This window comes from Arthrobacter sp. TmtSoilC48 (assembly GCF_059739425.1).
In genome coordinates this window covers 308,688-334,135 of the sequence record NZ_AP046049.1, presented here as the reverse complement: position 1 = coordinate 334,135, position 25,448 = coordinate 308,688, and the positions used below count along the sequence as shown (strand labels likewise).

At 61.4% G+C, this 25,448-nt stretch carries 18 protein-coding genes, 3 rRNA genes and 1 pseudogene; 19 read left to right on the top strand and 3 right to left on the bottom strand.

Going from position 1 to position 25,448, the window contains the following annotated elements; all coding sequences use genetic code 11:
- Positions 1-197: 197 nt before the first annotated feature.
- Positions 198-686: an inorganic diphosphatase gene (locus AC6I97_RS01645; protein WP_144663396.1), complete on the bottom strand. Its 489-nt coding sequence runs from the start codon at positions 684-686 to the stop codon at positions 198-200.
- A 148-nt stretch (positions 687-834) separates the two neighbouring features.
- Here AC6I97_RS01645 and dacB point away from each other — a divergent pair, with 148 nt between their 5' ends.
- The 19 genes from dacB (at position 835) to rrf (ending at position 23,440) form a co-directional block, all read left to right on the top strand.
- Positions 835-2,283, top strand: coding sequence for a D-alanyl-D-alanine carboxypeptidase/D-alanyl-D-alanine endopeptidase (gene dacB, locus AC6I97_RS01640; RefSeq protein WP_497946869.1), 1,449 nt, complete (start codon positions 835-837; stop codon positions 2,281-2,283).
- Between the two features lie 87 nt (positions 2,284-2,370).
- Entirely contained in the window at positions 2,371-3,492 is a 1,122-nt protein-coding gene (locus AC6I97_RS01635) for a zinc-dependent metalloprotease (protein ID WP_309930270.1), read from the top strand.
- 92 nt (positions 3,493-3,584) lie between these two features.
- Positions 3,585-4,655 (top strand): tRNA lysidine(34) synthetase TilS, encoded by a 1,071-nt coding sequence (gene tilS, locus AC6I97_RS01630; RefSeq protein ID WP_497946864.1) that lies wholly within the window; start codon positions 3,585-3,587, stop codon positions 4,653-4,655.
- Positions 4,656-4,686: 31 nt separating this feature from the next.
- Positions 4,687-5,238, top strand: coding sequence for a hypoxanthine phosphoribosyltransferase (gene hpt, locus AC6I97_RS01625; RefSeq protein ID WP_216924216.1), 552 nt, complete (start codon positions 4,687-4,689; stop codon positions 5,236-5,238).
- A gap of 48 nt (positions 5,239-5,286) precedes the next feature.
- Positions 5,287-6,339 carry a LacI family DNA-binding transcriptional regulator gene (locus AC6I97_RS01620; protein WP_497943909.1) on the top strand — a complete coding sequence of 351 codons (1,053 nt, stop codon included), beginning with the start codon at positions 5,287-5,289 and terminating at the stop codon, positions 6,337-6,339.
- Positions 6,340-6,505: 166 nt separating this feature from the next.
- On the top strand, positions 6,506-8,575 hold the full coding sequence (gene ftsH / locus AC6I97_RS01615; RefSeq protein ID WP_224094605.1) for an ATP-dependent zinc metalloprotease FtsH: 2,070 nt from the start codon (positions 6,506-6,508) through the stop codon (positions 8,573-8,575).
- Between the two features lie 10 nt (positions 8,576-8,585).
- Positions 8,586-9,218, top strand: coding sequence for a GTP cyclohydrolase I FolE (gene folE, locus AC6I97_RS01610; protein ID WP_224094607.1), 633 nt, complete (start codon positions 8,586-8,588; stop codon positions 9,216-9,218).
- A gap of 7 nt (positions 9,219-9,225) precedes the next feature.
- Positions 9,226-10,131 (top strand): dihydropteroate synthase, encoded by a 906-nt coding sequence (gene folP, locus AC6I97_RS01605; RefSeq protein ID WP_224094609.1) that lies wholly within the window; start codon positions 9,226-9,228, stop codon positions 10,129-10,131.
- 12 nt (positions 10,132-10,143) lie between these two features.
- Positions 10,144-10,503 carry a dihydroneopterin aldolase gene (gene folB, locus AC6I97_RS01600; RefSeq protein ID WP_224094611.1) on the top strand — a complete coding sequence of 120 codons (360 nt, stop codon included), beginning with the start codon at positions 10,144-10,146 and terminating at the stop codon, positions 10,501-10,503.
- Positions 10,500-11,039 carry a 2-amino-4-hydroxy-6-hydroxymethyldihydropteridine diphosphokinase gene (gene folK / locus AC6I97_RS01595; protein WP_497943908.1) on the top strand — a complete coding sequence of 180 codons (540 nt, stop codon included), beginning with the start codon at positions 10,500-10,502 and terminating at the stop codon, positions 11,037-11,039. Before folB ends, folK begins: the two co-directional genes overlap by 4 nt.
- Positions 11,040-11,041: 2 nt before the next feature.
- Positions 11,042-11,563, top strand: coding sequence for a DUF3180 domain-containing protein (locus AC6I97_RS01590; protein ID WP_224166000.1), 522 nt, complete (start codon positions 11,042-11,044; stop codon positions 11,561-11,563).
- The gene (locus AC6I97_RS01585) at positions 11,544-12,056 is read left to right on the top strand and encodes a PH domain-containing protein (RefSeq protein ID WP_497943907.1); all 513 of its coding nucleotides are present in this window, start codon (positions 11,544-11,546) and stop codon (positions 12,054-12,056) included. Before AC6I97_RS01590 ends, AC6I97_RS01585 begins: the two co-directional genes overlap by 20 nt.
- The gene (locus AC6I97_RS01580; RefSeq protein ID WP_497943906.1) at positions 12,053-13,579 is read left to right on the top strand and encodes a PH domain-containing protein; all 1,527 of its coding nucleotides are present in this window, start codon (positions 12,053-12,055) and stop codon (positions 13,577-13,579) included. Before AC6I97_RS01585 ends, AC6I97_RS01580 begins: the two co-directional genes overlap by 4 nt.
- On the top strand, positions 13,572-14,480 hold the full coding sequence (locus AC6I97_RS01575; RefSeq protein WP_224166001.1) for a Rossmann-like and DUF2520 domain-containing protein: 909 nt from the start codon (positions 13,572-13,574) through the stop codon (positions 14,478-14,480). The genes AC6I97_RS01580 and AC6I97_RS01575 overlap by 8 nt, the downstream gene beginning before the upstream one ends.
- A 5-nt stretch (positions 14,481-14,485) precedes the next feature.
- Positions 14,486-15,388 (top strand): pantoate--beta-alanine ligase, encoded by a 903-nt coding sequence (panC, locus tag AC6I97_RS01570; protein ID WP_497943905.1) that lies wholly within the window; start codon positions 14,486-14,488, stop codon positions 15,386-15,388.
- A 116-nt stretch (positions 15,389-15,504) separates the two neighbouring features.
- On the top strand, positions 15,505-16,989 hold the full coding sequence (locus tag AC6I97_RS01565) for an MDR family MFS transporter (RefSeq protein WP_497943904.1): 1,485 nt from the start codon (positions 15,505-15,507) through the stop codon (positions 16,987-16,989).
- A gap of 934 nt (positions 16,990-17,923) precedes the next feature.
- Positions 17,924-19,446: ribosomal RNA gene (locus AC6I97_RS01560) — 16S ribosomal RNA — on the top strand.
- Between the two features lie 575 nt (positions 19,447-20,021).
- Positions 20,022-23,176, top strand: a 23S ribosomal RNA gene (locus tag AC6I97_RS01555).
- Between the two features lie 147 nt (positions 23,177-23,323).
- A 5S ribosomal RNA gene (rrf, locus tag AC6I97_RS01550) occupies positions 23,324-23,440 on the top strand.
- The 16S, 23S and 5S rRNA genes sit together here, the layout of an rRNA operon.
- Positions 23,441-23,846: 406 nt before the next feature.
- Here rrf and AC6I97_RS01545 read toward each other — a convergent pair.
- A pseudogene (locus tag AC6I97_RS01545) lies at positions 23,847-24,261 on the bottom strand (HNH endonuclease); the annotation flags it as partial.
- A 123-nt stretch (positions 24,262-24,384) separates the two neighbouring features.
- Entirely contained in the window at positions 24,385-24,978 is a 594-nt protein-coding gene (locus AC6I97_RS01540; RefSeq protein WP_497943903.1) for an HhH-GPD-type base excision DNA repair protein, read from the bottom strand.
- Positions 24,979-25,448: the final 470 nt, after the last annotated feature.

The following is a 25,448-nucleotide window of genomic DNA, read 5'->3' as shown; positions in this document are numbered from 1 at the left end:
GTCGTAAAGTCTCGTCCCAGCCTAGGCGGACCCCGAAGATGCCGCGATGGGGAGCAGTGCCCATCAAAGCAACGCGGGGTCACTTAGGGCCCATGCTTTAGCCAATAATGGGCCGTATCTGACCCCGCGTTGCTTAAAGCACGACGGCGGCTGGTGCTGTTCACAGGGAACAGCACCAGCCGCCGTCGTAAGTGTTGCTAGTGGCCTTCGGCCGAGAAGCGCTTGATGGAGGCTTCCAGCTCGGCTTCGGCAGCGGCGCGGTCGCCCCAGCCTTCAGCCTTGACCCACTTGCCGGGCTCCAGGTCCTTGTAACGGGTAAAGAAGTGCTCGATTTCCTTGATCAGGAATTCGCTGACGTCGCTCACTTCCTGGATGTGGTCGAAGCGTGCATCCACCGGGACGCAGAGGACCTTGGCGTCTCCGCCGCCGTCGTCAGTCATGTTGAAAACACCGATGGGGCGGGACTCAACGATGACGCCGGGGTGGAGGTCGAAGTCCTGCAGGAGCACCAGTGCGTCCAGGGGGTCGCCGTCTTCGCCCAGCGTGTTCTCGAAGAAACCGTAGTGCGTGGGGTACTGCATGGAGGTGAAGAGGACGCGGTCCAGGCGGACGCGGCCGGTTTCGTGGTCAACTTCGTACTTGACGCGCGATCCCTTGGGGATCTCGATGGTCACGTCGTGCTTCATGGCGTGCTCCTTGACGGGTGTGGGTGGGGCGCGGCAGGCGAAAGTGCAGCCAGCGCCGCCGACTACTATTGAGGATATAGCGAGAGGCCCGGGTTTCTTGAACCGGCGGCGACATTTTCAGGACTGACAGGACCAAGCAACTTCCATGATGGGCGTTAAAAACGGGGGTGCCCGGAAGTGGGTGTCCACGGCGTGGGGGCGCTTGAAGTGGCCGATGCTGTTGACGTTGGTCCTGCTCTGCCTGGGGGCGATCGTGGTGGCCGGCATGGTGCCGGGACTCCTCACCGCACCCAAGCCGTCACCCTCCGCGCCATCATGGCAGCAGGAGCCGGACCGGCTGTCCGAGGCCAATGGCGTGCTTCCTTTGGACCCCGATGCCCCCGTGCCCGTCCCGGCTGAGCTTTCGCGCCTTGTGAATGACGCCCTGAAACCCGTCGGCGCCGGCAGCATTACGGGCATTGTCATGGACGCCTCCACAGGCACGGTCCTGTTCGACCGCGATGCCAACGCCAACCGAATCCCGGCGTCGAACATGAAGCTTTTGACCGCCGTCGCTGCCTTGAAGGCGCTCCGTCCCGAATCACGCTTTACCACCCGTGTGCTGGCCGGTAGTGAACCCTCGACCGTTGTGCTGACGGGGGGAGGGGACGTGCTGCTCGGCGGAGGCGCCTCGGATCCAGAGGCCGTGATGGGCCGGGCGGGACTTGCAACCCTGGCCTCCGATACTGCCGCTTCCTTGGCTACCGCCGGGGTCAAAGGGCCTGTGACCGTGCAGGTTGATGATTCGCTGTTCAGCGGCGCGCCCCTCAATCCTGCGTGGAGCCTGGACGACGTCGCGGCTGGCGAAACCGCCCCCTTGTTTTCCCTCGCCCTGAACTCCGGGCGCTACTCACCAACAGTCACCACCGGGCCGCGCCCCCAGGATTCGGCCGTCACCACCGCCCAGGCTTTCGCCGAACAATTGGTGGCTGCCGGCGTCCAGGTGAGTCCCGGCGTCGAACGTGGCAAGGGCGTCCCGGCCAAAGTGTTGGCTGCAGCTGAGTCCGCCACTGTGGGCGAGCAGGTGGACCTCATGCTGGAGACCTCGGACAACTTCCTGGCAGAGGCGCTTGGGCGGATGACCGCCATTGCGTCCGGACAGGAAGCGACGTACGACGGCGCCACTTCAGCCGTGCGCCAACGGCTGGGGGAGTTGGGAATCGCCACTGATCCCAAGCAGTTGCAGTTGGCCGATGTTTCCGGCCTTGCCTTGGAGAACCAGGTGTCTGCCCGCCAGTTTGCCGAGGTAGTCCGTGCCATTACCAGCGGACCGGACCTGAGCCTTCGGACCGCCCTGGATGGATTCCCGGTGGCGGGCCTGACGGGCACCCTGGATGACAGGTATGTGGATCCGAGCACAGCCCAGGGTGCGGGCCTTGTCCGCGCTAAAACCGGGACGCTGAACACTGTCATCGCGCTGAGCGGGTACGTGGTGGATGCTGATGGACGCCTGCTGGTGTTCTCGTTCATCGGCAATGGGCTGGACCCGGGCGCGGCTGGAAACAAGGAGGCGATGGACCGTTCGGCCTCGGTGCTGGCCTCGTGCGGCTGCCGCTAGCACCGCTGGGGAACAGCAAAATCCCGCCGCTCCGCGCGGAGCGAACTTAAGGGCCCTTTGTCAGGGTCATGTGGTGTGATGGACCGTATGGTGTCATCTGCCCGAGATTCGTCAGCAGGGGCCCCGTCCCTGATCAATTGGGACCTGGCCGCCTCGACGGCTGCCCGGCTTACCCCGCCCGGCCCGGCACTGAGCGCTGGGGAAATCGGCAAGGCGGTGGAGAACCTGCGCTTCAATGCCGATATCTCCGTGCCTCATGTCCACGACATCACGGGGCTTGAAGCGGCGCGGGACCTGCGGGATTCGCACGTTCTCGTGGTGGACCGTGCCTCGTGGTCCAAGGCCAACACCCAGAGCTTCTCCGTCATGCTCCAGCCTGTTCTGGCGAAAATGCTGGAGTCCCGCAACAGCCTGTCCCTGACACCTGCTGCCGCTGCGGCCAGCGGCGCCATCACCGGCAGCCAACTCGGCGCCATCCTTGCTTTCCTGTCCAGTAAAGTCCTGGGCCAATACGATCCGTTCGCGGCCTTGGCCCCGGAAGCCCACGTTCCTTCGGGCGGGCGGCTACTCCTTGTTGCACCCAACATCATCTCCGTTGAACGCGAACTCAACGTGCACCCGGACGACTTCAGGCTCTGGGTATGCCTCCACGAGCAAACGCACCGCGTCCAGTTCGCCGCAGCACCGTGGCTGCGGGACCACATGCTCGCCGAAATCGAAAAGCTCAGCGGTCACCTTCTGGGCAACATGGATTCCCTGGTTGAGCGGGCAGCCGCCGTAGCCAAGTCCCTGAAGGACCGCGCTGCATCCGGGAACGTGCCAAGCCGGGGCGCAATTCTGGACCTGCTGCAGGATCCAGAGGAGAAGGCTTCCCTGTCCCACATCACTGCCGTCATGAGCCTCCTCGAAGGCCATGCCAACGTGGTGATGGATGCCGTGGACTCCAGCATCGTCCCGTCCGTTAAGACGATTCGCCAGCGCTTCAATGATCGCGGCAAGGACCGAGGCATCATCGAGAAGTTCATCCGGAACCTCCTCGGTCTCGACGCCAAGATGCGCCAGTACACAGACGGCGCAAAGTTCGTGCGCGAAGTTGTTGAGGTGGGCGGCATGGAAGGCTTCAACCGGGTGTGGAACTCGGCCGAAAACCTCCCCACCGAGGAAGAGATCCACAATTCCAGGATGTGGCTCGAGCGGATGGGGCTTTGAGCAGTTCCCCAAGCGCTGCATCCGTTTCCCCAGGCAAGGGCCGACGCCGGCCGGGCCGTTTGGCGCCCGTCGTTGGCAAGGCACGGAAACAGTTGCAGAACGCCCTGGCCGCTGCGGGATACCCGCAACGTGTGCTCGTAGCCTGCAGCGGAGGGCCGGATTCACTTGCGCTGGCCGCGGTGGCTGGATACTTCGCCCGGCGCGGCCATGTGGACGGGCATCCCATTTCCGTGGCCGGCGTGGTTGTCGACCACCAGCTCCAGGCCGGCTCGGCAGACGTAGCTTCCCGAACGGCAGCTGTCTTGAGGGAACTGGGCCTATCACCTGTGGAAGTGCGTACGGTTGAGGTCGCGTCCACCGGATTCGGGCCCGAAGCTGCGGCCCGCGATGCCCGGCACGCGGCACTCGAAGCCGCAGCAGATGATCTTGGTTGCGATCGAATCCTCCTGGGCCACACCTTGGATGACCAAGCCGAACAGGTGCTCCTTGGCCTGGCCCGTGGCTCGGGTACCCGTTCTTTGGCGGGCATGAGGCCGGTCCGGGGACGCCTGCTCCGGCCCTTCCTTGGCCTGCGGCGAGAAGAGACCCTGGAAATCTGCGAGGTCGAGGAACTGCAGCCGTGGCATGATCCGAGCAACAGTGACTCTGCCTTCGCGCGCTCGCGAACACGCGTGGAGGTCATGCCGGTCCTCGAAGAAAAACTGGGGCCCGGCGTTGCTGAATCCTTGGCGCGGACAGCCGCAATTCTGCAGCAGGACGCCGATTTCCTTGAGAATCTTGCAAACGAGACGTATCTCTCGCTCGTGCAGCGAACCGACGACGGCGCGTGGCTGCCAGAGGATGCCGTCCGCGGACTTCCCGCAGCGCTGAGGTTCCGGGTCATCGCGAAGGCGGCTGCCGACGTCGGGGGCCAACAACCCGGGTACGGACGGCTCCAAGCCGCGGAAGCGCTGCTTCGCCGCAAAGGTTCTGCCGGCCCTGTGGAACTTCCTGGCCACGTGAGTGTCTACCGCCTGTCCCTCAGCGATTTGGAGCAGGAACGGGCTGGTGGTTCCGTTGTCTCGGCTGCTGCCGGGACGGGTGATTCGGCCACCGGCGGTCCCCGGGAGGCCGCACGCTGTGGGAAGCTAGTATTCCGGCATCAGAAATCGCCCCAACAGTAGCCGAACCCGAGCATCAAAACAGGAGCCATTGGTGGATTCAAACGACGTCCAGGCAGATCTCAAGCACGTTCTTTACACCAAAGAGCAAATCCAAACGCGCATCGCTGAACTGGCGGCGCAGATCGACAAGGACTACGAAGGCCGCGAACTGCTGATCGTCGGTGTCCTCAAGGGTGCCGTGATGGTCATGGCGGACCTGGCCCGTGCCTTGCACAGCCACGTCAGCATGGACTGGATGGCCGTTTCTTCCTACGGCTCCGGCACCCAGTCCTCGGGTGTTGTACGGATCCTCAAGGACCTCGATACCGACCTCATGGGCAAGGACGTGCTGATCGTGGAGGACATCATCGACTCCGGCCTGACACTGTCATGGCTCAAGTCCAACCTTGAATCCCGCGGTACGGCCAGCGTTGAGATCTGCACCGCTTTCCGTAAGCCGACCGCCGCCAAGGTGGAGATCGACGTCAAATACGTCGGCTACGACATCCCCAACGAATTCGTTGTGGGCTATGGCCTGGACTACGCCGAGAAGTACCGCAACCTGGACTTCGTGGGCACCCTGGCCCCGCACGTTTACGAGTAACCACCCTTACTTACGCCCTTCACCGGACCATAAGGACGTGGGAACCCGTTGACGAACAAAAGCATTGGCATCAAGGACGTAGCAGTTGCCGCCGGCGTGTCTGTCACCACTGTTTCCCACGTCCTGAATGACGTCGCTTACGCTCGCATCAGCGTGGAAACACGGGAAAAGGTCAAAGCCACGGCGGAACGTCTCGGCTACGGCCCAAACCGGCTGGCCCAGGCCCTGCGCACGCAACGGACCGGGATGCTGGGTCTCGTCAGTGAGGAAATCGCCACCACGCCACACGCAGGGCGGATTATCCTGGGTGCGGATGAGGCCGCCAGGGCGCGGGGCTACAACCTGATGATCATCAACACCTCAGGTGCAGCAAGTGACGAGTCCAGGCAGGCCGATGTCGAAGCCCTCCTGGAGCGGCGCGTGGATGGCATCCTGTACGCCACGATGTACCACCGCGAGGTCACCTTGCCGGAAAACCTGAGTTCGATTCCAGCGGTGCTCGTGGACTCCGAGAGCTTGGCCGGGAGCGTCGCTTCGGTAGTCCCCGATGAAGAGGGCGGGGCCAGGGTAGCCGTGCAAAGCCTGCTAGATGCCGGCCACCGCCGGATCGGTTTCCTGAACAACACCGACGACGTCCCGGCTACGCGTGACCGATTGCGTGGCTTCCGGAACGCCTTGGACGAAGCAGGGCTCGACGGCGCGGCTGCACCGGTGGAGTCCGAACTCTCGGAGGTGCTGGGCGGCTATGTTGCCGCCTTGCGGATGTTCAAGCGGAAGGACCGGCCCACGGGCTTGTTCTGCTACAACGACCGCATGGCCATGGGCGCCTACCGGGCAGCGGCTGAGTTGGGAATCAGCATTCCCAACGAACTGTCCGTGGTGGGTTTCGACGATCAGGAACTCATCGCGGCCAACCTCTACCCTGGCCTGACAACAGTGGCATTGCCCCACTATGAGATGGGCGCCTGGGCCACCGAACGGCTGATCGATGCCATCGAGGGCAAGGCAGACCTCGCCGTCCTGGCAGCGAAACCGACGATTCTGGAGTGTCCCCTGGTGACCCGGGAATCCATTACGAATCCCCAGGCAGGGCTGTCCTAGCGCGACGGAGGCGAGTATCCTGTGTACGCCCAGAGGGAACTTTTGAGCATTCCAGTGCGTGAATAACTGGGAACGGTGTATAGCTAGAAACTGAAGCAGCACCATTCGCGCGCAGAAGTTGCGCCTCGCAGCACTACCAGGAGGGACGGGGCGAAACCCCGATCAGATGAAAGCTAAGAGTTTCTTCAAGGGCCCGGGCATCTGGATTGTTGTCGTCGTCGGCTTGCTCCTGGTGGCATTCGCAACGCTGGCTCCGGGCGGTTCCACACGTATTGACACCAAGGACGGCCTGGAACTCCTCGCGCAAAGCGGCAAGGTGGAGCAGGCCAAGATTTTCGACGCCGAGAACCGCGTTGACTTGGTACTGAAAGACAACCTGAATATTGATGGCCAGGACAAAGGCAAGAACGTCCAGTTCTTCTACGTCACGGACCGTGGCCCGGACGTCGTCAAGGCTGTCACCAGCGCCAACCCCGACAAGGGCTTCACTGACCAGCCGATCGAGAACAATTGGTTCTCCGGACTGTTCTCCTTGCTCATCCCCGTGCTGTTGCTTGGTGTGCTGTTCTGGTTCCTGCTCTCCCGGATGCAGGGTGGCGGCTCCAAGGTGATGCAGTTCGGCAAGTCCAAGGCCAAGCTGGTCAACAAGGACATGCCGCAGGTGACCTTCTCCGACGTCGCCGGTGCTGACGAAGCCGTGGAAGAGCTCCAGGAAATCAAGGAATTCCTCCAGGAACCGGCAAAGTTCCAGGCGGTTGGCGCCAAGATCCCCAAGGGTGTGCTGCTGTACGGCCCTCCAGGCACTGGTAAGACACTGCTGGCCCGCGCCGTTGCGGGTGAGGCAGGGGTTCCCTTCTTCTCCATCTCCGGCTCGGACTTCGTTGAAATGTTCGTGGGCGTTGGCGCTTCGCGTGTCCGCGACCTTTTTGAACAAGCCAAGGCGAGTTCCCCCGCCATCATCTTCGTGGACGAAATCGACGCCGTAGGCCGCCATCGTGGCGCAGGCATCGGTGGCGGCAACGATGAACGCGAACAGACTTTGAACCAGCTCCTGGTGGAGATGGACGGCTTCGACGTCAAGACGAACGTCATCCTCATCGCAGCTACCAACCGTCCGGACGTGCTGGACCCGGCACTCCTTCGCCCGGGCCGTTTCGACCGCCAGATCACCGTTGAGGCCCCGGATATGGTGGGCCGCGAGCAAATCCTGAACGTCCACGCCAAGGGCAAGCCGATGGCCCAGGGCATCGACCTCCGGGCTGTTGCCAAGAAGACCCCGGGGTACACCGGTGCTGACCTGGCCAACGTCCTCAACGAGGCCGCCTTGCTGACGGCACGTTCAAACGCCAACCTGATTGATGACCGCGCACTGGACGAGGCAATCGACCGCGTCATGGCAGGCCCGCAGAAGCGCAGCCGTGTCATGAAGGAACTCGAGCGCAAGATCACCGCGTACCACGAAGGTGGCCACGCGCTGGTTGCAGCTGCCTTGCGGAATTCAGCTCCGGTCACCAAGATCACCATCCTTCCCCGTGGCCGCGCCCTTGGGTACACCATGGTGATTCCCGAGGACGACAAGTACTCGGTAACCCGCAACGAACTGCTGGACCAGATGGCCTACGCCATGGGTGGCCGTGTTGCTGAGGAAATCGTGTTCCATGACCCCTCCACCGGCGCGTCCAACGACATCGAGAAGGCCACGTCAACGGCCCGGAAGATGGTCACGCAGTACGGCATGAGCGAACGGGTTGGTGCAGTGAAGCTCGGCCAGGGCGGCGGCGAGCCGTTCCTTGGACGCGACGCCGCGCAGGAGCGTAACTTCTCGGACCAGATCGCGTACGTTGTGGACGAGGAAGTGCGTCGCCTGATCGACCAGGCGCACGACGAGGCTTACGCCATCCTCACCGAAAACCGCGATGTCCTCGATCGGCTGGCACTGGAACTGCTTGAGCGCGAAACCCTCAACCAGGCCGAAATCGCCGAGATCTTCCACGACATCCGCAAGCGTGATTTCCGTGAGATCTGGCTGTCCAAGGAGTCCCGTCCTGTCCAGTCGATTCCGCCTGTTGAGTCGCGCGCCGAGAAAGCCGAGCGTGAGGCCCAGGAAGAGGCCAAGAAGGCCCGTCTGGACGAGCCGCTGGATGCCGTAGCCCCGCACTCCCAGGGCGTCAGCAGCCAGGAGTCATTCCAGTCACCGGGACCCGACGGCGGCAACGACTCTCCGCTTCACGGCTAAGCTTTCTGCTGTGACTCATTTCGACGACGACGACCTCGCCGCCGCCCACGGCTCAGCCACGGACGGCAAGCGGGGCAATAAAGTGGACCGCCCGCGCATTGAAGCAGCAGTACGTGAAATCCTGCTCGCCATTGGTGAAGACCCTGACCGCGGCGGCCTGCAGGACACACCCAAGCGGGTTGCCAAGGCATATGCGGAGGTCTTCGCGGGCCTTCACCAGCACCCGGCGGATGTCCTCTCAACCACGTTTGACCTCGACCATGAAGAGCTTGTCCTCGTGAAGGATATTCCCTTCTATTCGACGTGCGAACACCACCTGGTCCCGTTCCACGGTGTGGCCCATGTTGGTTATATTCCGTCACATGACGGCAAGGTGACAGGCCTGAGCAAGCTGGCCCGCTTGGTGGATATCTATGCGCGCCGGCCGCAGGTGCAGGAGCGGCTCACCACGCAGATCGTCGAGGCACTGGTAAAGCACCTCAACCCCCGCGGGGCGATCGTCGTCGTCGAATGCGAACACATGTGCATGTCCATGCGCGGCATCCGCAAGCCCGGCGCCAAGACCGTCACCAGTGCGGTGCGCGGTCAGCTCCATGACCCGGCCACCCGCGCCGAGGCCATGAGCCTCATCATCGGAAGGTAAGCAATATATGGATTCCCTCGCTGCAGCACCCGGAACCGGCCCGGCCACAAGCCCCCTGCCGATTCTCCGCAAGCCGCGGCCTGCGGCCAGGTTCGAGGACCTGCCAACGGACCGCACGCTCGTCATGGGAATTCTCAATGTCACCCCGGATTCCTTTAGCGACGGCGGCACCCACCGTACGCCGGACACCGCAATCGCACTTGGCCTGCGTATGTTCTACGCCGGCGCGGACATCATCGACGTCGGTGGCGAGTCCACCCGCTCCGGCGCTGAACCCGTTTCCCCCGAAGAAGAGCAGCGCCGGGTTCTCCCCGTGATCCAGGCGCTGGTCAAGGCTGGCGCACTCGTGAGCATCGACACGATGCACACGTCAACGGCGGCTGCTGCGGTGGAAGCCGGCGCCGCGATCATCAACGACGTCTCAGGTTTGACCATCGAGCCGGACATGCCCGAACTCGTGGCGCGCACCAAGGTTCCGTACATCCTCACGCATCGTCGTGGCGATGCCCGCACCATGGACAGCCTCACCGAGTACAACGACGTCACGGAAGACGTCGTGGCCGAGCTCAGCGGTGTTCGCGACAAACTCTATGCAGCGGGCGTTGCTCCCGGCCAGATCATCGTTGACCCCGGGATCGGCTTCTCCAAGAACGAGGACCAGAACTGGGAAATCCTCAAGAACCTGGACAAGCTGTTCACGCTCGGCCACAAGGTCATGGTGGCTGCGTCGCGCAAGCGGTTCCTCGGCTCGCTCCTCACTGTTGCCGGCAAGTCTGCCGCACCGCTGGAGCGGGATGCCGCCACGGCAGCCATCACTGCCTTGAGCGCCGCGAAGGGCGCCTGGGCTGTCCGCGTCCACGACGTCGGTCCCAGCCTTGACGCCGTCAAGGTTGCCGCTCGAATCGCCCGCTGACCGGAGGACCTTGTGGACAGGATCACGCTGACCGGTGTCACCGCCGTCGGCCATCACGGAGTGTTCGATTTCGAGCGCCGGGACGGCCAGCCGTTCGTCGTGGACGCCGTCCTTCATACTGACTTCAGCAAGGCTGCGGAGACGGATGACCTCCAGTACACCGCGCACTACGGCGAGGTGGCTGAGCTTATTACCTCGCACATTGAGGGCGAGCCGCTGAACCTGATTGAGGGTCTGGCCGTGAGGATCGCCGAAGGCATCCTCGCCAATTACAACGTGGCGGCAGTCGATGTCACCGTCCACAAGCCGAAGGCGCCCATCGAGGTTCCGTTTGGCGATGTCACCGTGAGTGTCCACAGGGAGCGGTCATGAACTCCGGATACACCAAAGCGATCCTGGCGCTCGGCAGCAACCTTGGTGAGCGGAACGACACCCTGTCCACAGCCGTCGCCGATCTCGTGGACCCACCGGAAGTAAGGCTCCTTGGAGTGTCGCCGGTGGTCCAGACCAAGGCGGTCGGCGGCCCGGAAGGCCAACCGGATTTCCTGAACATGGTCATGGCAGTCGAAACAACTCTCAGTCCCCTTGAGCTGCTGCAGCACTGCCACGACGTCGAACAGAAGCACCACCGCACCCGTGAAGTGCGTTGGGGTCCGCGGACGCTGGATGTGGACATCATCGTTTTCGGTGATGTGGTCAGCGACGACCCCGTCCTGACCCTGCCTCATCCGAGGGCGGCCGAACGGGCCTTTGTCCTGTACCCGTGGTCGCTGCTGGAGCCGAACGCCCAACTGAACGGGTACAGCGTGGCAGAGTTGGCGGCCGCAGCTGATGACATGCCCGGCATCCGTCGCTTCGACGGCTACGGGGACGTCGCCGGTGTTCCTGCGACGGGAGCGGTGGAGTAGCAGTGAAGCCCATGCGCCCCGCGGTCCTGGTCATCATCGCCATCATCGCTGCCGCCATCGGTTGGCTGGCCACGGCGGCAACGAACCGCTTCAGCATGCCCACTCCCGTGCTTCCGGTCTCCGCACTGGTCACCATGGGCGTCATCGCCGTGCTCACCCTGATCATGGGAATCCGGGTGCTGCGGTGGCGCAACGGCAAGAAGAAGAACCTGCTCAACCCGATCCTGGCTGCCAGGACACTGATTCTTGCCCAGGCCTGCGCATATGCAGGGACGCTCCTTCTGGGCTGGCATGCTGGCATCTCCTTTGACCTTCTGCGAATCGGAACCTTGCGCAGTGGTGAAGGCATCCTGTGGAACGCCGTCCTGATGGGCGGTGGTGGCGTGGTGATGGTCGTCGTCGGCCTGGTGGTGGAGAGGTTCTGCCGGATCCCACCCGAAGACCTCGAAGGTGGCACTCCTGGACCGGAAACCCGCCGCGGGGAAGCAAAAGGCGAAGGCGAGTATGCATACCGAGGCGATTGACCCTCCCGGCGTCCAGTGGCTGCGGGTCTCCCCGAAGTACGTCACGGTCCGCCTGGTGGAGTGGGCCATCGGAAACCTGCTGATGGTGGCAATCCTCAGCCTTCCCCTCGTGTTTGTGCAGCTGGGATTGTGGCGTTGGCCTCCGCTGTGGCTCGCCATCACGGTACCTGCGGTGATGCTCGTCCTGGCGTTGTGGCGGCTCGTGCTGATTCCGCGCCAGGTCCGCGCAATCGGCTATGCGGAGCGCGATGACGATCTCCTCATCCGCCGCGGCATCTTTTTCCAGCGCACCATGGTGGTCCCGTATGGACGCATGCAGTACGTGGATGTGTCTGTCGGTCCGGTGGAACGTGGACTGGGACTCTGTACGTTGAAGCTCCACACGGCGTCCGCCGGTACCAGCGCATACCTGCCCGGGCTTCCTGCCGGGGAAGGCGCACGGCTGCGTGAACAGCTCTCGGCACGTGGAGAAGCCAGGCTGGCCGGGCTGTGAGCCCGGACGGTAGCGCCCCCGTAGGCCTCCCGGCTAAAGCCGACGACGGCGATTGGCGGCGCGTGCATCCAGCATCGCCGTTCGTGCGCGGCTGGGTGGCGCTTGCCGCCGTCGGCTACTTTTTCGGTCGCGACGCCTTTGAACGGATACTGCAGGGGCGTGACATCCTCGATCCCAACCTCAATGGAAGGGTGCCCTGGCTGCTGGCCGGCGGGGGCATTGTGCTTCTCCTGACCGTGGGTGGATTCATCCTGAGTTGGTACTTCACGCGTTATCAGGTGGCCGGGGGCTATGTCCGGGTCAACACCGGTTTCGTGTTCAAGCAGCAGCGGCAGGCGCGGTTGGACCGTGTCCAGGCGATCGACATCGTGCAACCCCTTTTGGCGAGGATTTTTGGCCTCGCTGAACTCAAGTTTGAAGTCGCCGACGCCGGCGAATCGGCCGTGCGGCTCGCTTACCTTCCGCTGGCCCAGGCCAAACAGCTGCGCGCCACTATCCTTGCCCGTGCCGCCGGAGTGGTGAGTGGACCGGAGACTCCACAGGAAATCCCAGAAGCGCCCGAGCACGTTGTCTTGTCCGTGCCACCTTCCCGGCTTATTGGCTCGCTCCTGCTCAGCGAACAAACTGTGGGTATCCTGCTCGGTGCCGTGGCATCCATAGCCATCTCCGTGTACACCGAAAACAGCGCCATCTTCCTGGCGCTGATCCCGGCCGTGCTGGGCATTGGTGCTGCTTATTGGAGCTCATTCAACAAGGGCTACAACTTCACCGCAGCGATCTCCCCTGATGGCATCCGGCTCCGCTACGGGCTCCTGGACACCCAAGCCCAGACCTTGCCCCCGGGCCGGATCCAGGCGCTGAAAGTCACCCAGCCGCCCATCTGGAGGATCTTCGGCTGGTACCGGATGCAAGTCAACGTGGCCGGCTACGGTGGTGCCGCAGGCAATGAGAACGCTGCCCGGACCACCTTGCTACCGGTGGGCATGAAGCCGGACGTCATGCGGATGCTGTCCCTCGTGCTGCCGGACCCGGGCGTTGAGTATCCGGAACGGGTTTTCACGTCCGGGCTGGAGGGGTTGGCCGGGCTTACCTCCGGGGATGCGTTCGTCACTACTCCGCGCCGCGCCCGGCTCCTGGCCCCGCTGGGATGGCGGCGCAACGGGTTCCTGGCCACGCGAACGGCACTGTTGATTCGATCCGGCCGATGGTGGCGCACTTTGGTCCTGGTTCCCCATCAGCGCACGCAGTCCATGGCCCTGCAGCAAGGTCCGCTGGCGCGGCGTTTCGGTGTCGCGGACCTTGTCCTCCACACGACGGCGGGACCTGTGGTGCCACGCCTCTATCAGGCCGACGTCGAGGTGGCGGTGCAGTTATTCGACCAGCAGGCTGCCCGTGCCCGCGAGGCGAGAAAGCGGCAGACCAGCGAGCAATGGCTTGCGGAGGTAAGCGGCCAGGTTCCACCCCAATCACCAACACAATCTCTACCCCAAGCACCAACTCAGGAGGACCCCCAGCATGGTTAGGCCAGGAAGACTCGGAGTCGGCATCATCGGCGCCGGCAAGGTGGGTGCCGTCCTTGGTGCCGCTTTGCGCGCGGCCGAGCACGCCGTCGTCGGGGTTTCTGCGGTATCCGAAGCGAGCCGCGAGCGGGCAGAGACGCTGCTTCCGGGAGTCCCGATCCTTGGGATCCAGGACATCGTGGAGCGCTCGGAACTGGTGCTCCTTGCCGTTCCTGACGATGCCCTCGGCGAACTTGTTGCTGGACTCGCGAAGCTCGGTGCGTGGCAACCGGGCCAACTGGTGGCCCACACGTCCGGCCGCTTCGGCGTCGGGATCCTGCAGCCGATCCGCACGGCCGGTGCAATTCCGCTGGCACTGCATCCTGCCATGACTTTCACAGGTATGAGCCTTGACCTGACCCGCCTGATGGATTGCACGTTCGGAATCACCGCCGACGCCGCTATGCTGCCGATTGCCCAGGCACTGGTCGTGGAGATGGGCGCCGAGCCGGTAGCGATTGCCGAAGCAGACCGCACCCTGTACCACGCGGCCCTCGCGCACAGTTCCAACCACATGGTGACGCTTGTTGCGCAGGCGTCGCAGTTGCTGCGGGAAATCGGCGTCGAATCACCGGAGTCCATGCTGGGCCCATTGCTGCGGGCCACACTCGAGAACGCTCTTGCGAGCGGGGAATCCGCATTGACCGGCCCCGTCGCGCGAGGCGACGTAGGCACCGTTGCTGCGCACGCCCAAGCGCTGAAAGAATACGACGGCGGAGCGGGCGGCGACGTGCTCGCGGCCTACCAGGCCATGGCCCGGGCGACGGCCCGGCGCGCCGGAAACCGCGGACTGCTGCGTCCTGAACAACTGACTGACATTGGCGAGGCCTTGGGAACAGAGCCCACCGCGCCGGAAGGAATCTGAACAGCATGGCCATCAAACTCGTGACCACCACGGCCGAACTGCGCACTGAAAGCGCACGGCTCCTGGCTTCAAAACGAGGAACTTCCCAGGGCCTGGTGCCGACAATGGGGGCCCTGCACTCAGGCCATGCCGCCTTGGCGAGGACCGCCGTGGCAGAGAACGACGTCGTGGTGGCCACCATTTTCGTGAATCCCCTCCAGTTCGGCGACGCCGTGGACCTCGACCGCTATCCACGCACGCTTGAGGCCGATATGGCCATCCTTGATGCCGAAGGAGTGGACCTTGTCTTCGCGCCCGCCGTGGACGAGGTGTATCCCGGCGGGCAGCCGCTGGTCCGTATCACGGCCGGTCCGCTGGGCGGGAAATGGGAAGGTGCCTCACGTCCGGGACACTTCGACGGTGCCCTGACCGTGGTAGCCAAGTTGCTGCACTACGGACTTCCGGGCGGGGCAGCTGCGGACGGTTCCATCCCCGTCTACCGTGCCTACTTTGGCCAGAAGGACGCCCAGCAGCTTGCCCTCGTGAAGCGGATGGTCGTGGATCTGAACTTCCCCGTGGAGATCGTGCCTGTGCCAACCGTCCGTGATGACGACGGGCTGGCGCTTTCAAGCCGGAACCGCTTCCTCTCGGACGAAGAACGCGGGGCAGCGCTGGTGCTCTCACGGGCTCTGCGCCTCATCGAGTCCCGCGCGAACGCACATGAACCGCTGGACCTGGATTCCGCCGTCGCGCTTGTCCAGTCCCAGCCACTGGTGGAACTGGACTATTTCGACGTCGTGGATCCCGCCACCCTTGAGCCGCTGGCGGAGAACTGCAAGGAAACTCCGTTCCGCGGCGAAGGGCTGGCAATCATTGCCGCCAAGGTAGGTCCGGTGCGGTTGATAGACAACGTTCCGCTTAATTCCTGAGGTTGAATACCCAACGTTTGGATTTTCTGCTGACGGGAATCCCTTGGGCGTCTAGACTGTTCCTGTCTTTACCGGCACCGATCGCCGGACTCCAAGCCCAAACCTGAGGAATCCTCATGTCTACCGACGTCACATCCGACGCCAACAGCGAGCCCGGTTCCGGCGCGTCCGCAAGTGCGCCCTCCACAGAGGAAGTACTCGCCCAGGCTCCTGTATCCGGGAAGATGTCCCGTGAATCCGTCACGGTCATTGTCACGTTGTTGGTTGCCACTTTTGTGGTGATCCTCAACGAAACCATCATGAACGTGGCGCTCCAGCGGCTGATGACCGATCTCAAGGTGGACGCGCCCACGGTCCAGTGGCTCGCCACCGGGTTCATGCTGACCATGGCGGTCGTCATTCCCACTACCGGGTTCATCCTGCAGCGATTGACCACCCGGGGCTCGTTCATGCTGGCGATGGGACTCTTCAGCGGTGGAACTCTGCTCGCCGCCCTGGCGCCCGGCTTTCCCGTGCTGCTCCTTGCGCGAATCGTCCAGGCCGGCGGCACGGCGATCATGCTGCCCTTGCTGATGACCACAATCCTCACCCTTGTCCCGATGTCCCGGCGCGGAGCCGTCATGGGCAACGTCAGCATCGCCATCTCGGTCGCTCCCGCAATGGGCCCCACCGTTTCAGGCATCATCCTGGACCACTTCTCGTGGCGCTTCATGTTTGTGTTCGTCCTCCCTGTAGCACTGGCTGCCTTGGCGATTGGTGCCAAGTACCTCACCAACGTGGGGGAGCGCGGGAAGACTGGTTTGGACTTCACTTCGGTGGTCCTCACGGTGCCTGCCTTCGGTGGCCTTGTCTATGGCCTCAGCCAGATTGGTGGTGCAAACGCCGGGGTGGTCCCGGTCGTCGCACTCGTAGTGGGACTCGTGTGCCTGGCGCTGTTCGTCTTCCGCCAGCTCAAACTGCAGAAGTCCGACTCGCCACTACTGGATCTCCGGGCCTTCAACTTCCGAATGTTCACAGTGTCCACGCTGCTGATGGTCGTGGCGATGATGGCCCTGTTCGGCGGAGTCATCCTGCTCCCGCTCTACCTGCAGAACACACTGCACCTCCAGCCGATGGAAACCGGCCTTGCCCTCCTGCCCGGCGGTTTGGCCATGGGTCTGTTGGGGCCCGTGATCGGGCGGATCTTCGACAAAGTGGGTCCGCTGCCCCTGACCGTATCCGGTTCAGTCCTCATGGTCCTGACCCTCTGGCAGTTCTCGCGGCTCGATCAGGCCAGCGCCCTCGGATGGGTCATTGCGCTGCACGTAACGTTGAGCCTCGGCCTGGCACTACTCTTTACGCCCGCCTTCACCACTGGCCTGAACCCGCTGCCTCCGCACCTGTACTCCCACGGATCGGCCATCATGAGCACGGCCCAGCAAGTGGCCGGTGCCGCTGGCACTGCGCTGCTCGTGTCCATCTTCGCCGTGGTGTCCGCATCGTCCGGCCTGGTAGCCGGCATGCAAGCCGCCTTCCTGGCGGCAACCATCATTGCCGGAGCTGCAGTGGTGCTCGGTTCGATGATGCGCAAAACCGAAGGCGCAGGCCACGGCGGCCACTGACCCTTGACCGGGCACTGACCTTTGACCGGGCACTGACCTTGACCGGGCACTGACCCTTGACCGGGCGCTGAGTCTTGACCGGGCACGGCCGGGCCGTTTGGGTGCGGGCCGTTGGGGTTCGGCTGTTTGGGGGGTTCGGCTGTTTGTCGGCTCATCCTCTACGCGCTCGCTCGTGCCCCGCTCGGACGCGCGCCGCCTTCTTCGGATGTTCTCTCAGATAATCGGTGTTTTCGAGCGTCGTTCTCTCACATCCTGACGCGTTTGGCGTGTCGTTCTCTCACGTCCTGAAGCGTAGTGCCGGTTGCTCTTGAGTTCATCGCCCGGTGGCTTGGCCGATATCGACCGCTGATGAGGCCCGACGGCGGATCCTTGGTGCCGCTTGAAAGAGCGGCTATTGCCGCTGCTTCTTCGTGTGACGGGCTTCACGAACAACGGTTTTGCGGTTATTGAGGTGTTTCTGGGCCGTTTCCCCAGTGTTTACGGGGATTTGGGCGGCGTCTGGGCGGATTTGTTCGGACGGTATGGCACGTGTAAAGTTATCTGAGTCGCCGCCGCTGATGCGGAAATAATGGTGACGAAATCCCCTTCAAATTACCGGTTTCCGGTGGTGCTTTTTGTGCCTCCGATCTGGCTTGGGGGCCTGAGTGCGGTTTGCTTCATGCGATCGAATCGGGTAAGTTTGAAAAGTTGCTCCGGAGCGATCCTGTGGCCCTGTAGGGGTTGTGGGTGGTGCCGGTAAGTGTCTGTTGTTTGAGAACTCAATAGTGTGCCAAGTTTGTTGATGCCGATTGTTTTTTGATTGGTTGAAATTATGGCCAGGTTGCTGCGCACCCCCGTGTGTGGTGGTTTGGTTTTCAGCTGGTTTCGAATTTTGTGCAGCCGTGTTCGCCGTTATTTCCGGTGGGTGTGGTTGTGTCTGTTTGATTTTTTGTTTTCAACGGAGAGTTTGATCCTGGCTCAGGATGAACGCTGGCGGCGTGCTTAACACATGCAAGTCGAACGATGATCCCTGGCTTGCTGGGGGGATTAGTGGCGAACGGGTGAGTAACACGTGAGTAACCTGCCCTTGACTCTGGGATAAGCCTGGGAAACTGGGTCTAATACCGGATATGACCATCTGGCGCATGTCATGGTGGTGGAAAGCTTTTGTGGTTTTGGATGGACTCGCGGCCTATCAGCTTGTTGGTGGGGTAATGGCCTACCAAGGCGACGACGGGTAGCCGGCCTGAGAGGGTGACCGGCCACACTGGGACTGAGACACGGCCCAGACTCCTACGGGAGGCAGCAGTGGGGAATATTGCACAATGGGCGAAAGCCTGATGCAGCGACGCCGCGTGAGGGATGACGGCCTTCGGGTTGTAAACCTCTTTCAGTAGGGAAGAAGCGAAAGTGACGGTACCTGCAGAAGAAGCGCCGGCTAACTACGTGCCAGCAGCCGCGGTAATACGTAGGGCGCAAGCGTTATCCGGAATTATTGGGCGTAAAGAGCTCGTAGGCGGTTTGTCGCGTCTGCTGTGAAAGACCGGGGCTCAACTCCGGTTCTGCAGTGGGTACGGGCAGACTAGAGTGCAGTAGGGGAGACTGGAATTCCTGGTGTAGCGGTGAAATGCGCAGATATCAGGAGGAACACCGATGGCGAAGGCAGGTCTCTGGGCTGTAACTGACGCTGAGGAGCGAAAGCATGGGGAGCGAACAGGATTAGATACCCTGGTAGTCCATGCCGTAAACGTTGGGCACTAGGTGTGGGGGACATTCCACGTTTTCCGCGCCGTAGCTAACGCATTAAGTGCCCCGCCTGGGGAGTACGGCCGCAAGGCTAAAACTCAAAGGAATTGACGGGGGCCCGCACAAGCGGCGGAGCATGCGGATTAATTCGATGCAACGCGAAGAACCTTACCAAGGCTTGACATGAACCGGAAAGACCTGGAAACAGGTGCCCCGCTTGCGGTCGGTTTACAGGTGGTGCATGGTTGTCGTCAGCTCGTGTCGTGAGATGTTGGGTTAAGTCCCGCAACGAGCGCAACCCTCGTTCTATGTTGCCAGCGCGTTATGGCGGGGACTCATAGGAGACTGCCGGGGTCAACTCGGAGGAAGGTGGGGACGACGTCAAATCATCATGCCCCTTATGTCTTGGGCTTCACGCATGCTACAATGGCCGGTACAAAGGGTTGCGATACTGTGAGGTGGAGCTAATCCCAAAAAGCCGGTCTCAGTTCGGATTGGGGTCTGCAACTCGACCCCATGAAGTCGGAGTCGCTAGTAATCGCAGATCAGCAACGCTGCGGTGAATACGTTCCCGGGCCTTGTACACACCGCCCGTCAAGTCACGAAAGTTGGTAACACCCGAAGCCGGTGGCCTAACCCTTGTGGGGGGAGCCGTCGAAGGTGGGACCGGCGATTGGGACTAAGTCGTAACAAGGTAGCCGTACCGGAAGGTGCGGCTGGATCACCTCCTTTCTAAGGAGCTGCTAACAACCGTGTCGGTTCCCGTGCATGCGGGGGCTGGTGGTTGTCAGTGTTGCCCATTGCGCAGGCGTATGTTCTGCGGTGGGTGCTCATGGGTGGAATATCAACGAATCAAACGTTTGTTTGGCATGGCCTGACCGGTTGTGTCCTGGTGTTAGTACGGCAGTGCGTGCCCCTTTTTTGGGGGTGTGTGGTGTTGGGAACGTGCCGGGGCGTGGTTTGTGTGGGTTGTGTTTGGCGCACTGTTGGGTCCTGAGGCAACAGGACCTTTTTGCAGCAATGCAGGGGGACACAGTTCTGGTGTTTCTTTTGTTCCTGCTTCCGGTTCGTACCGGCACCCGTGTGGGTGTTGGGGGTCTGGTTGACGGGGTTGTTGTTTGAGAACTACATAGTGGACGCGAGCATCTAGGACATGCATGGTGCCGGCTCTTCGGGGTTGGTGGGTGTGTGTTCTTACAGCAATTTCTTATGAATGAACCTGGCCTTTTGTGGTCGTGGTTCTCTCGAATAGATGATGCATCGTGAACCGGTGGGCCCCTTTGTTGTGGGTTTGCTGGTTTGTGTGTGGTCAAGTTTTTAAGGGCACACGGTGGATGCCTTGGCATTAGGAGCCGAAGAAGGACGTAGGAATCTGCGATAAGCCTGGGGGAGTTGATAACCGAGCGTTGATCCCAGGATGTCCGAATGGGGAAACCCCGCACAACGCTTTTGGGTGATTGTGTGACCCGCATCTGAACACATAGGGTGCGTGGGGGGAACGCGGGGAAGTGAAACATCTCAGTACCCGCAGGAAGAGAAAACAAGAGTGATTCCGTTAGTAGTGGCGAGCGAACGCGGATCAGGCTAAACCGTTTCCATGTGTGATAGCCGGCGGGCGTTGCATGGGCGGGGTTGTGGGACTTTCCGTACTGGTTCTGCCGGACCGGTGGGGTGTGTAGTGCAGGCATAGGTGAACGGTCTTGAAAGGCCGGCCAGAGAGGGTGTGAGCCCCGTAACCGTAATGTTGTGTACCGCCTGGAGAGGATCCCAAGTAGCACGGGGCCCGAGAAATCCCGTGCGAATCTGTCAGGACCACCTGATAAGCCTAAATACTTCCTAATGACCGATAGCGGACCAGTACCGTGAGGGAAAGGTGAAAAGTACCCCGGGAGGGGAGTGAAACAGTACCTGAAACCGTGTGCTTACAATCCGTCGGAGCAGTCGTGAGTAATCACTAGTAACTGTGACGGCGTGCCTTTTGAAGAATGAGCCTGCGAGTTAGTGTTACGTCGCGAGGTTAACCCGTGTGGGGTAGCCGTAGCGAAAGCGAGTCTGAACAGGGCGAGTGTAGTGGCGTGATCTAGACCCGAAGCGGAGTGATCTACCCATGGCCAGGTTGAAGCGACGGTAAGACGTCGTGGAGGACCGAACCCACTTCAGTTGAAAATGGAGGGGATGAGCTGTGGGTAGGGGTGAAAGGCCAATCAAACTCCGTGATAGCTGGTTCTCCCCGAAATGCATTTAGGTGCAGCGTTGCGTGTTTCTTGCCGGAGGTAGAGCTACTGGATGGCCGATGGGCCCTACAAGGTTACTGACGTCAGCCAAACTCCGAATGCCGGTAAGTGAGAGCGCAGCAGTGAGACTGTGGGGGATAAGCTTCATAGTCGAGAGGGAAACAGCCCAGACCACCAACTAAGGCCCCTAAGCGTGTGCTAAGTGGGAAAGGATGTGGAGTTGCGAAGACAACCAGGAGGTTGGCTTAGAAGCAGCCATCCTTGAAAGAGTGCGTAATAGCTCACTGGTCAAGTGATTCCGCGCCGACAATGTAGCGGGGCTCAAGTACACCGCCGAAGTTGTGGATTTCACACGGTACCCTAGCCTTCGTGGTTCAGGGGTGTGGAGTGGTAGGGGAGCGTCGTGTGGGCAGTGAAGTCGCGGTGGAAACCAGCGGTGGAGCCTACACGAGTGAGAATGCAGGCATGAGTAGCGAAAGACGGGTGAGAAACCCGTCCGCCGAATGATCAAGGGTTCCAGGGTCAAGCTAATCTGCCCTGGGTAAGTCGGGACCTAAGGCGAGGCCGACAGGCGTAGTCGATGGACAACGGGTTGATATTCCCGTACCGGCGAAAAACCGCCCATGCCAAGCGGGGGATACTAACCGCCCGGAGCCTGCCCGCCCACCCTTGTGGTGTGTGGGTTTTGGCCGAGCGCGGGACCTGATCCCGGGAGGTAAGCGTATTAACAGGTGTGACGCAGGAAGGTAGCCGGGCCGGGCGATGGTTGCCCCGGTCCAAGGATGTAGGGTCAGGGATAGGCAAATCCGTTCCTGTGTGTTTCGAGCACGATCCTGAGATCTGATGGGACTCCCGTTCGGGGGGATCCGGTGATCCTATGCTGCCTAGAAAAGCATCGACGCGAGGTTTTAGCCGCCCGTACCCCAAACCGACACAGGTGATCAGGTAGAGAATACCAAGGCGATCGAGAGAATTATGGTTAAGGAACTCGGCAAAATGCCCCCGTAACTTCGGGAGAAGGGGGGCCTGCCCCGTGATACAGACTTGCTCTGTGGAGCGGGTGTGGGCCGCAGAGACCAGGGGGAAGCGACTGTTTACTAAAAACACAGGTCCGTGCGAAGTCGCAAGACGATGTATACGGACTGACTCCTGCCCGGTGCTGGAAGGTTAAGAGGACCGGTTAGCCCCTTGTGGGCGAAGCTGAGAATTTAAGCCCCAGTAAACGGCGGTGGTAACTATAACCATCCTAAGGTAGCGAAATTCCTTGTCGGGTAAGTTCCGACCTGCACGAATGGAGTAACGACTTCCCCGCTGTCTCAACCATAAACTCGGCGAAATTGCAGTACGAGTAAAGATGCTCGTTACGCGCAGCAGGACGGAAAGACCCCGAGACCTTTACTATAGTTTGGTATTGGTGTTCGGAGTGGCTTGTGTAGGATAGGTGGGAGACGTTGAAGCCCGGACGCCAGTTCGGGTGGAGTCATCGTTGAAATACCACTCTGGTCACTTTGGACATCTAACTTCGGCCCGTGATCCGGGTCAGGGACAGTGCCTGATGGGTAGTTTAACTGGGGCGGTTGCCTCCTAAAAAGTAACGGAGGCGCCCAAAGGTTCCCTCAGCCTGGTTGGCAATCAGGTGTCGAGTGTAAGTGCACAAGGGAGCTTGACTGTGAGAGAGACATCTCAAGCAGGGACGAAAGTCGGGACTAGTGATCCGGCGGTACATTGTGGAATGGCCGTCGCTCAACGGATAAAAGGTACCTCGGGGATAACAGGCTGATCTTGCCCAAGAGTCCATATCGACGGCATGGTTTGGCACCTCGATGTCGGCTCGTCGCATCCTGGGGCTGGAGTAGGTCCCAAGGGTTGGGCTGTTCGCCCATTAAAGCGGTACGCGAGCTGGGTTTAGAACGTCGTGAGACAGTTCGGTCCCTATCCGCTGCGCGCGCAGGAAATTTGAGAAGGGCTGTCCTTAGTACGAGAGGACCGGGACGGACGAACCTCTGGTGTGTCAGTTGTACTGCCAAGTGCACCGCTGATTAGCTACGTTCGGATGGGATAACCGCTGAAAGCATCTAAGCGGGAAGCTCGCTTCAAGATGAGATTTCCATACACAATACGTGTGAGAGGCCCCCAGCCAGACCACTGGGTTGATAGGCCGGATGTGGAAGCGAGGACCAAAGACTCGTGAAGCTGACCGGTACTAATAGGCCAACAACTTACACCACACACAACACACTGCACGCGTCCACTATGTGGTTCCCGAACAACAACCGTTCCAGGAACCAACAACTAAATACACAACACCACAGTTGTAACCACACAGTCTTCCCACCCCACACCACAAAACCGGTGCGCGGGACGGGTAACAAGGTTACGGCGGTCATAGCGTGGGGGAAACGCCCGGTCCCATTCCGAACCCGGAAGCTAAGACCCACAGCGCCGATGGTACTGCACCCGGGAGGGTGTGGGAGAGTAGGACACCGCCGGACAAACATTAACGGGAAGCCCCGACCACCACGGTCGGGGCTTCCCCACTTTAACCACACCTAACAACCGAACCAGGCGCCTGCCAACCCTGAACCCAAGACAAAGGCCTCCATCATCATGGAGGCCTTCACTCGTTAACTGCCCCCAAATCATCGCGACGAGCCCGTTGCCGCCGATGCCGAAACTGACGTTCGACCGTCCGGCACTTCATGTCGCAGCGGCCGCATTCGCCGGTAAAGGTGGGGCTTTGGATTGGTAGGTGTGGCCGGTGGGGGTGCTGATTTCGAGGTGATGTCGGCTGCCGGGGATTGTTTTGGCGTTGCGGCCGGGGTTTTCTTTGGTGTGGTTGCAGGCTTCGCAGAGCCCTGCGCCGTTTGCGAGGCTGGTGGGTCCGCCGTTGTGCCACGGGATGGTGGCCCGCCATTCGTTCAGTTGTCCGGTTTCCAGGGCGGCCATGGTGCGGGGCATCTCGGACACGAGGGCCTTGGCGAGTCCGAGGAGGCGGGAACCGCGGTTGGGGTCATTCCCGCCGGGCGAGGGCGATCTGCGCGCCGACACCGTGACCGAGATCCGGGTTGGGGACGCCGGTGGAGGTTTGTTCGCGGCGCTGGGCCAGGTCAAACGCTACCGCTGCCCGCGCCTGCAACGCCACGATCGCTGACTTTACGTCTTCCAGGCCCCGAATCTGATCGATCACGCCGGAGCTGTCCGCCCCGACACGGAAAGAGCACAACACGGCCAGCAGCTCCTGAACCCCAGAGCCCCCAGGCACAGGCACGCCCGAAACCTCAGTAGCCTCAGCCCGCTCCAGAACGCCGTCCATGGAAACTACTCTTCCAGCACGACCAATGTCACATCAGACCTACATGCGCCTATGTGGATAAAGCTGGAAAGTGCGGAAAGCCATGAGGGACCATGCGTCAGGTGCCCGTCGACGCGGGAGTGATTAGCCGCCCGTTGCCTTGGAAGCCTTTGCAGCCGCCTTGGCCGCTTGTTTGCTGGCGCGAACTTTGACCAAAGAGTCGGGGTCCACGATGTCAGCAACAGAGAGGTATGAGCCCTCTTCGCCGTAGTGCCCCGCTGCTTCCCGCCATCCATTGGCTTGAAGGCCGCATTGCTTACCAAGCAGGGCCAGGAAGATTTTCGCTTTCTGCTCTCCGAATCCAGGCAATGCCTTAAGCCGGCGCAGTACCTCAGCGCCGTCGGGATTGCCGCTGGTCCAGATTGCCGCAGCGTCTCCGTTCCAATCCCGGTGTACCGTTTCGGCCAGGGCTTGGACTCTGCCAGCCATGGAGCCTGGGAAACGATGCACGGCAGGGCGTTCCTTGAATACCTCCACGAAGCCTGCGGGGTCGTAGTCTGCGATCGTGCCAGGATCCAGTGACCCAAGGCGGGCACGGATCTTCTCTGGACCGGCAAATGCCGACTCCATGGTCACCTGTTGATCGAGCAACATTCCGGTCAGCAATGCGAAGGCATCGTCACTCAATAGCTGGTCGGCGGCGGCATCTCCTGTGATGTGCAGTTCCATGCGTCCCATCCTCCCACTAGTGCACACGGTCGTCAGCGGAAGTGGTCACGTTGGCCAGGCTGATGACGCGTCCGGAGTAGTGCTCGACGGCGGTGCTGGCGCGGGTTTTTGGGGGTGTGTTTGGGTGTGTTGGGGTGGATTTGCGTTGGGGGTGTGGGGCGTGTATTGTTTTCTGAGTCGCCGGGTGCGAAACGGAAAGCCGGAAGGTGTGTACGGTTCGGTAGGCGGCCAAAAATAACTCTTCTTTTCCAATGGCCCTGTTGGGTGTGCTGCTTTTGTGGTGCGCTGTCCGGGGTGATGTTTTGGAGGGTCTGTTGTTTGAGAACTCAATAGTGTGCCAAGTTTGTTGATGCCGATTGTTTTTTTGATTGGTTGAAATTATATGCCGGATCGTCATGCACCCCCGTGTGTGGTGGTTTGGTTTTCAGCTGGTTTCGAATTTTGTGCAGCCGTGTTCGCCGTTATTTCCGGTGGGTGTG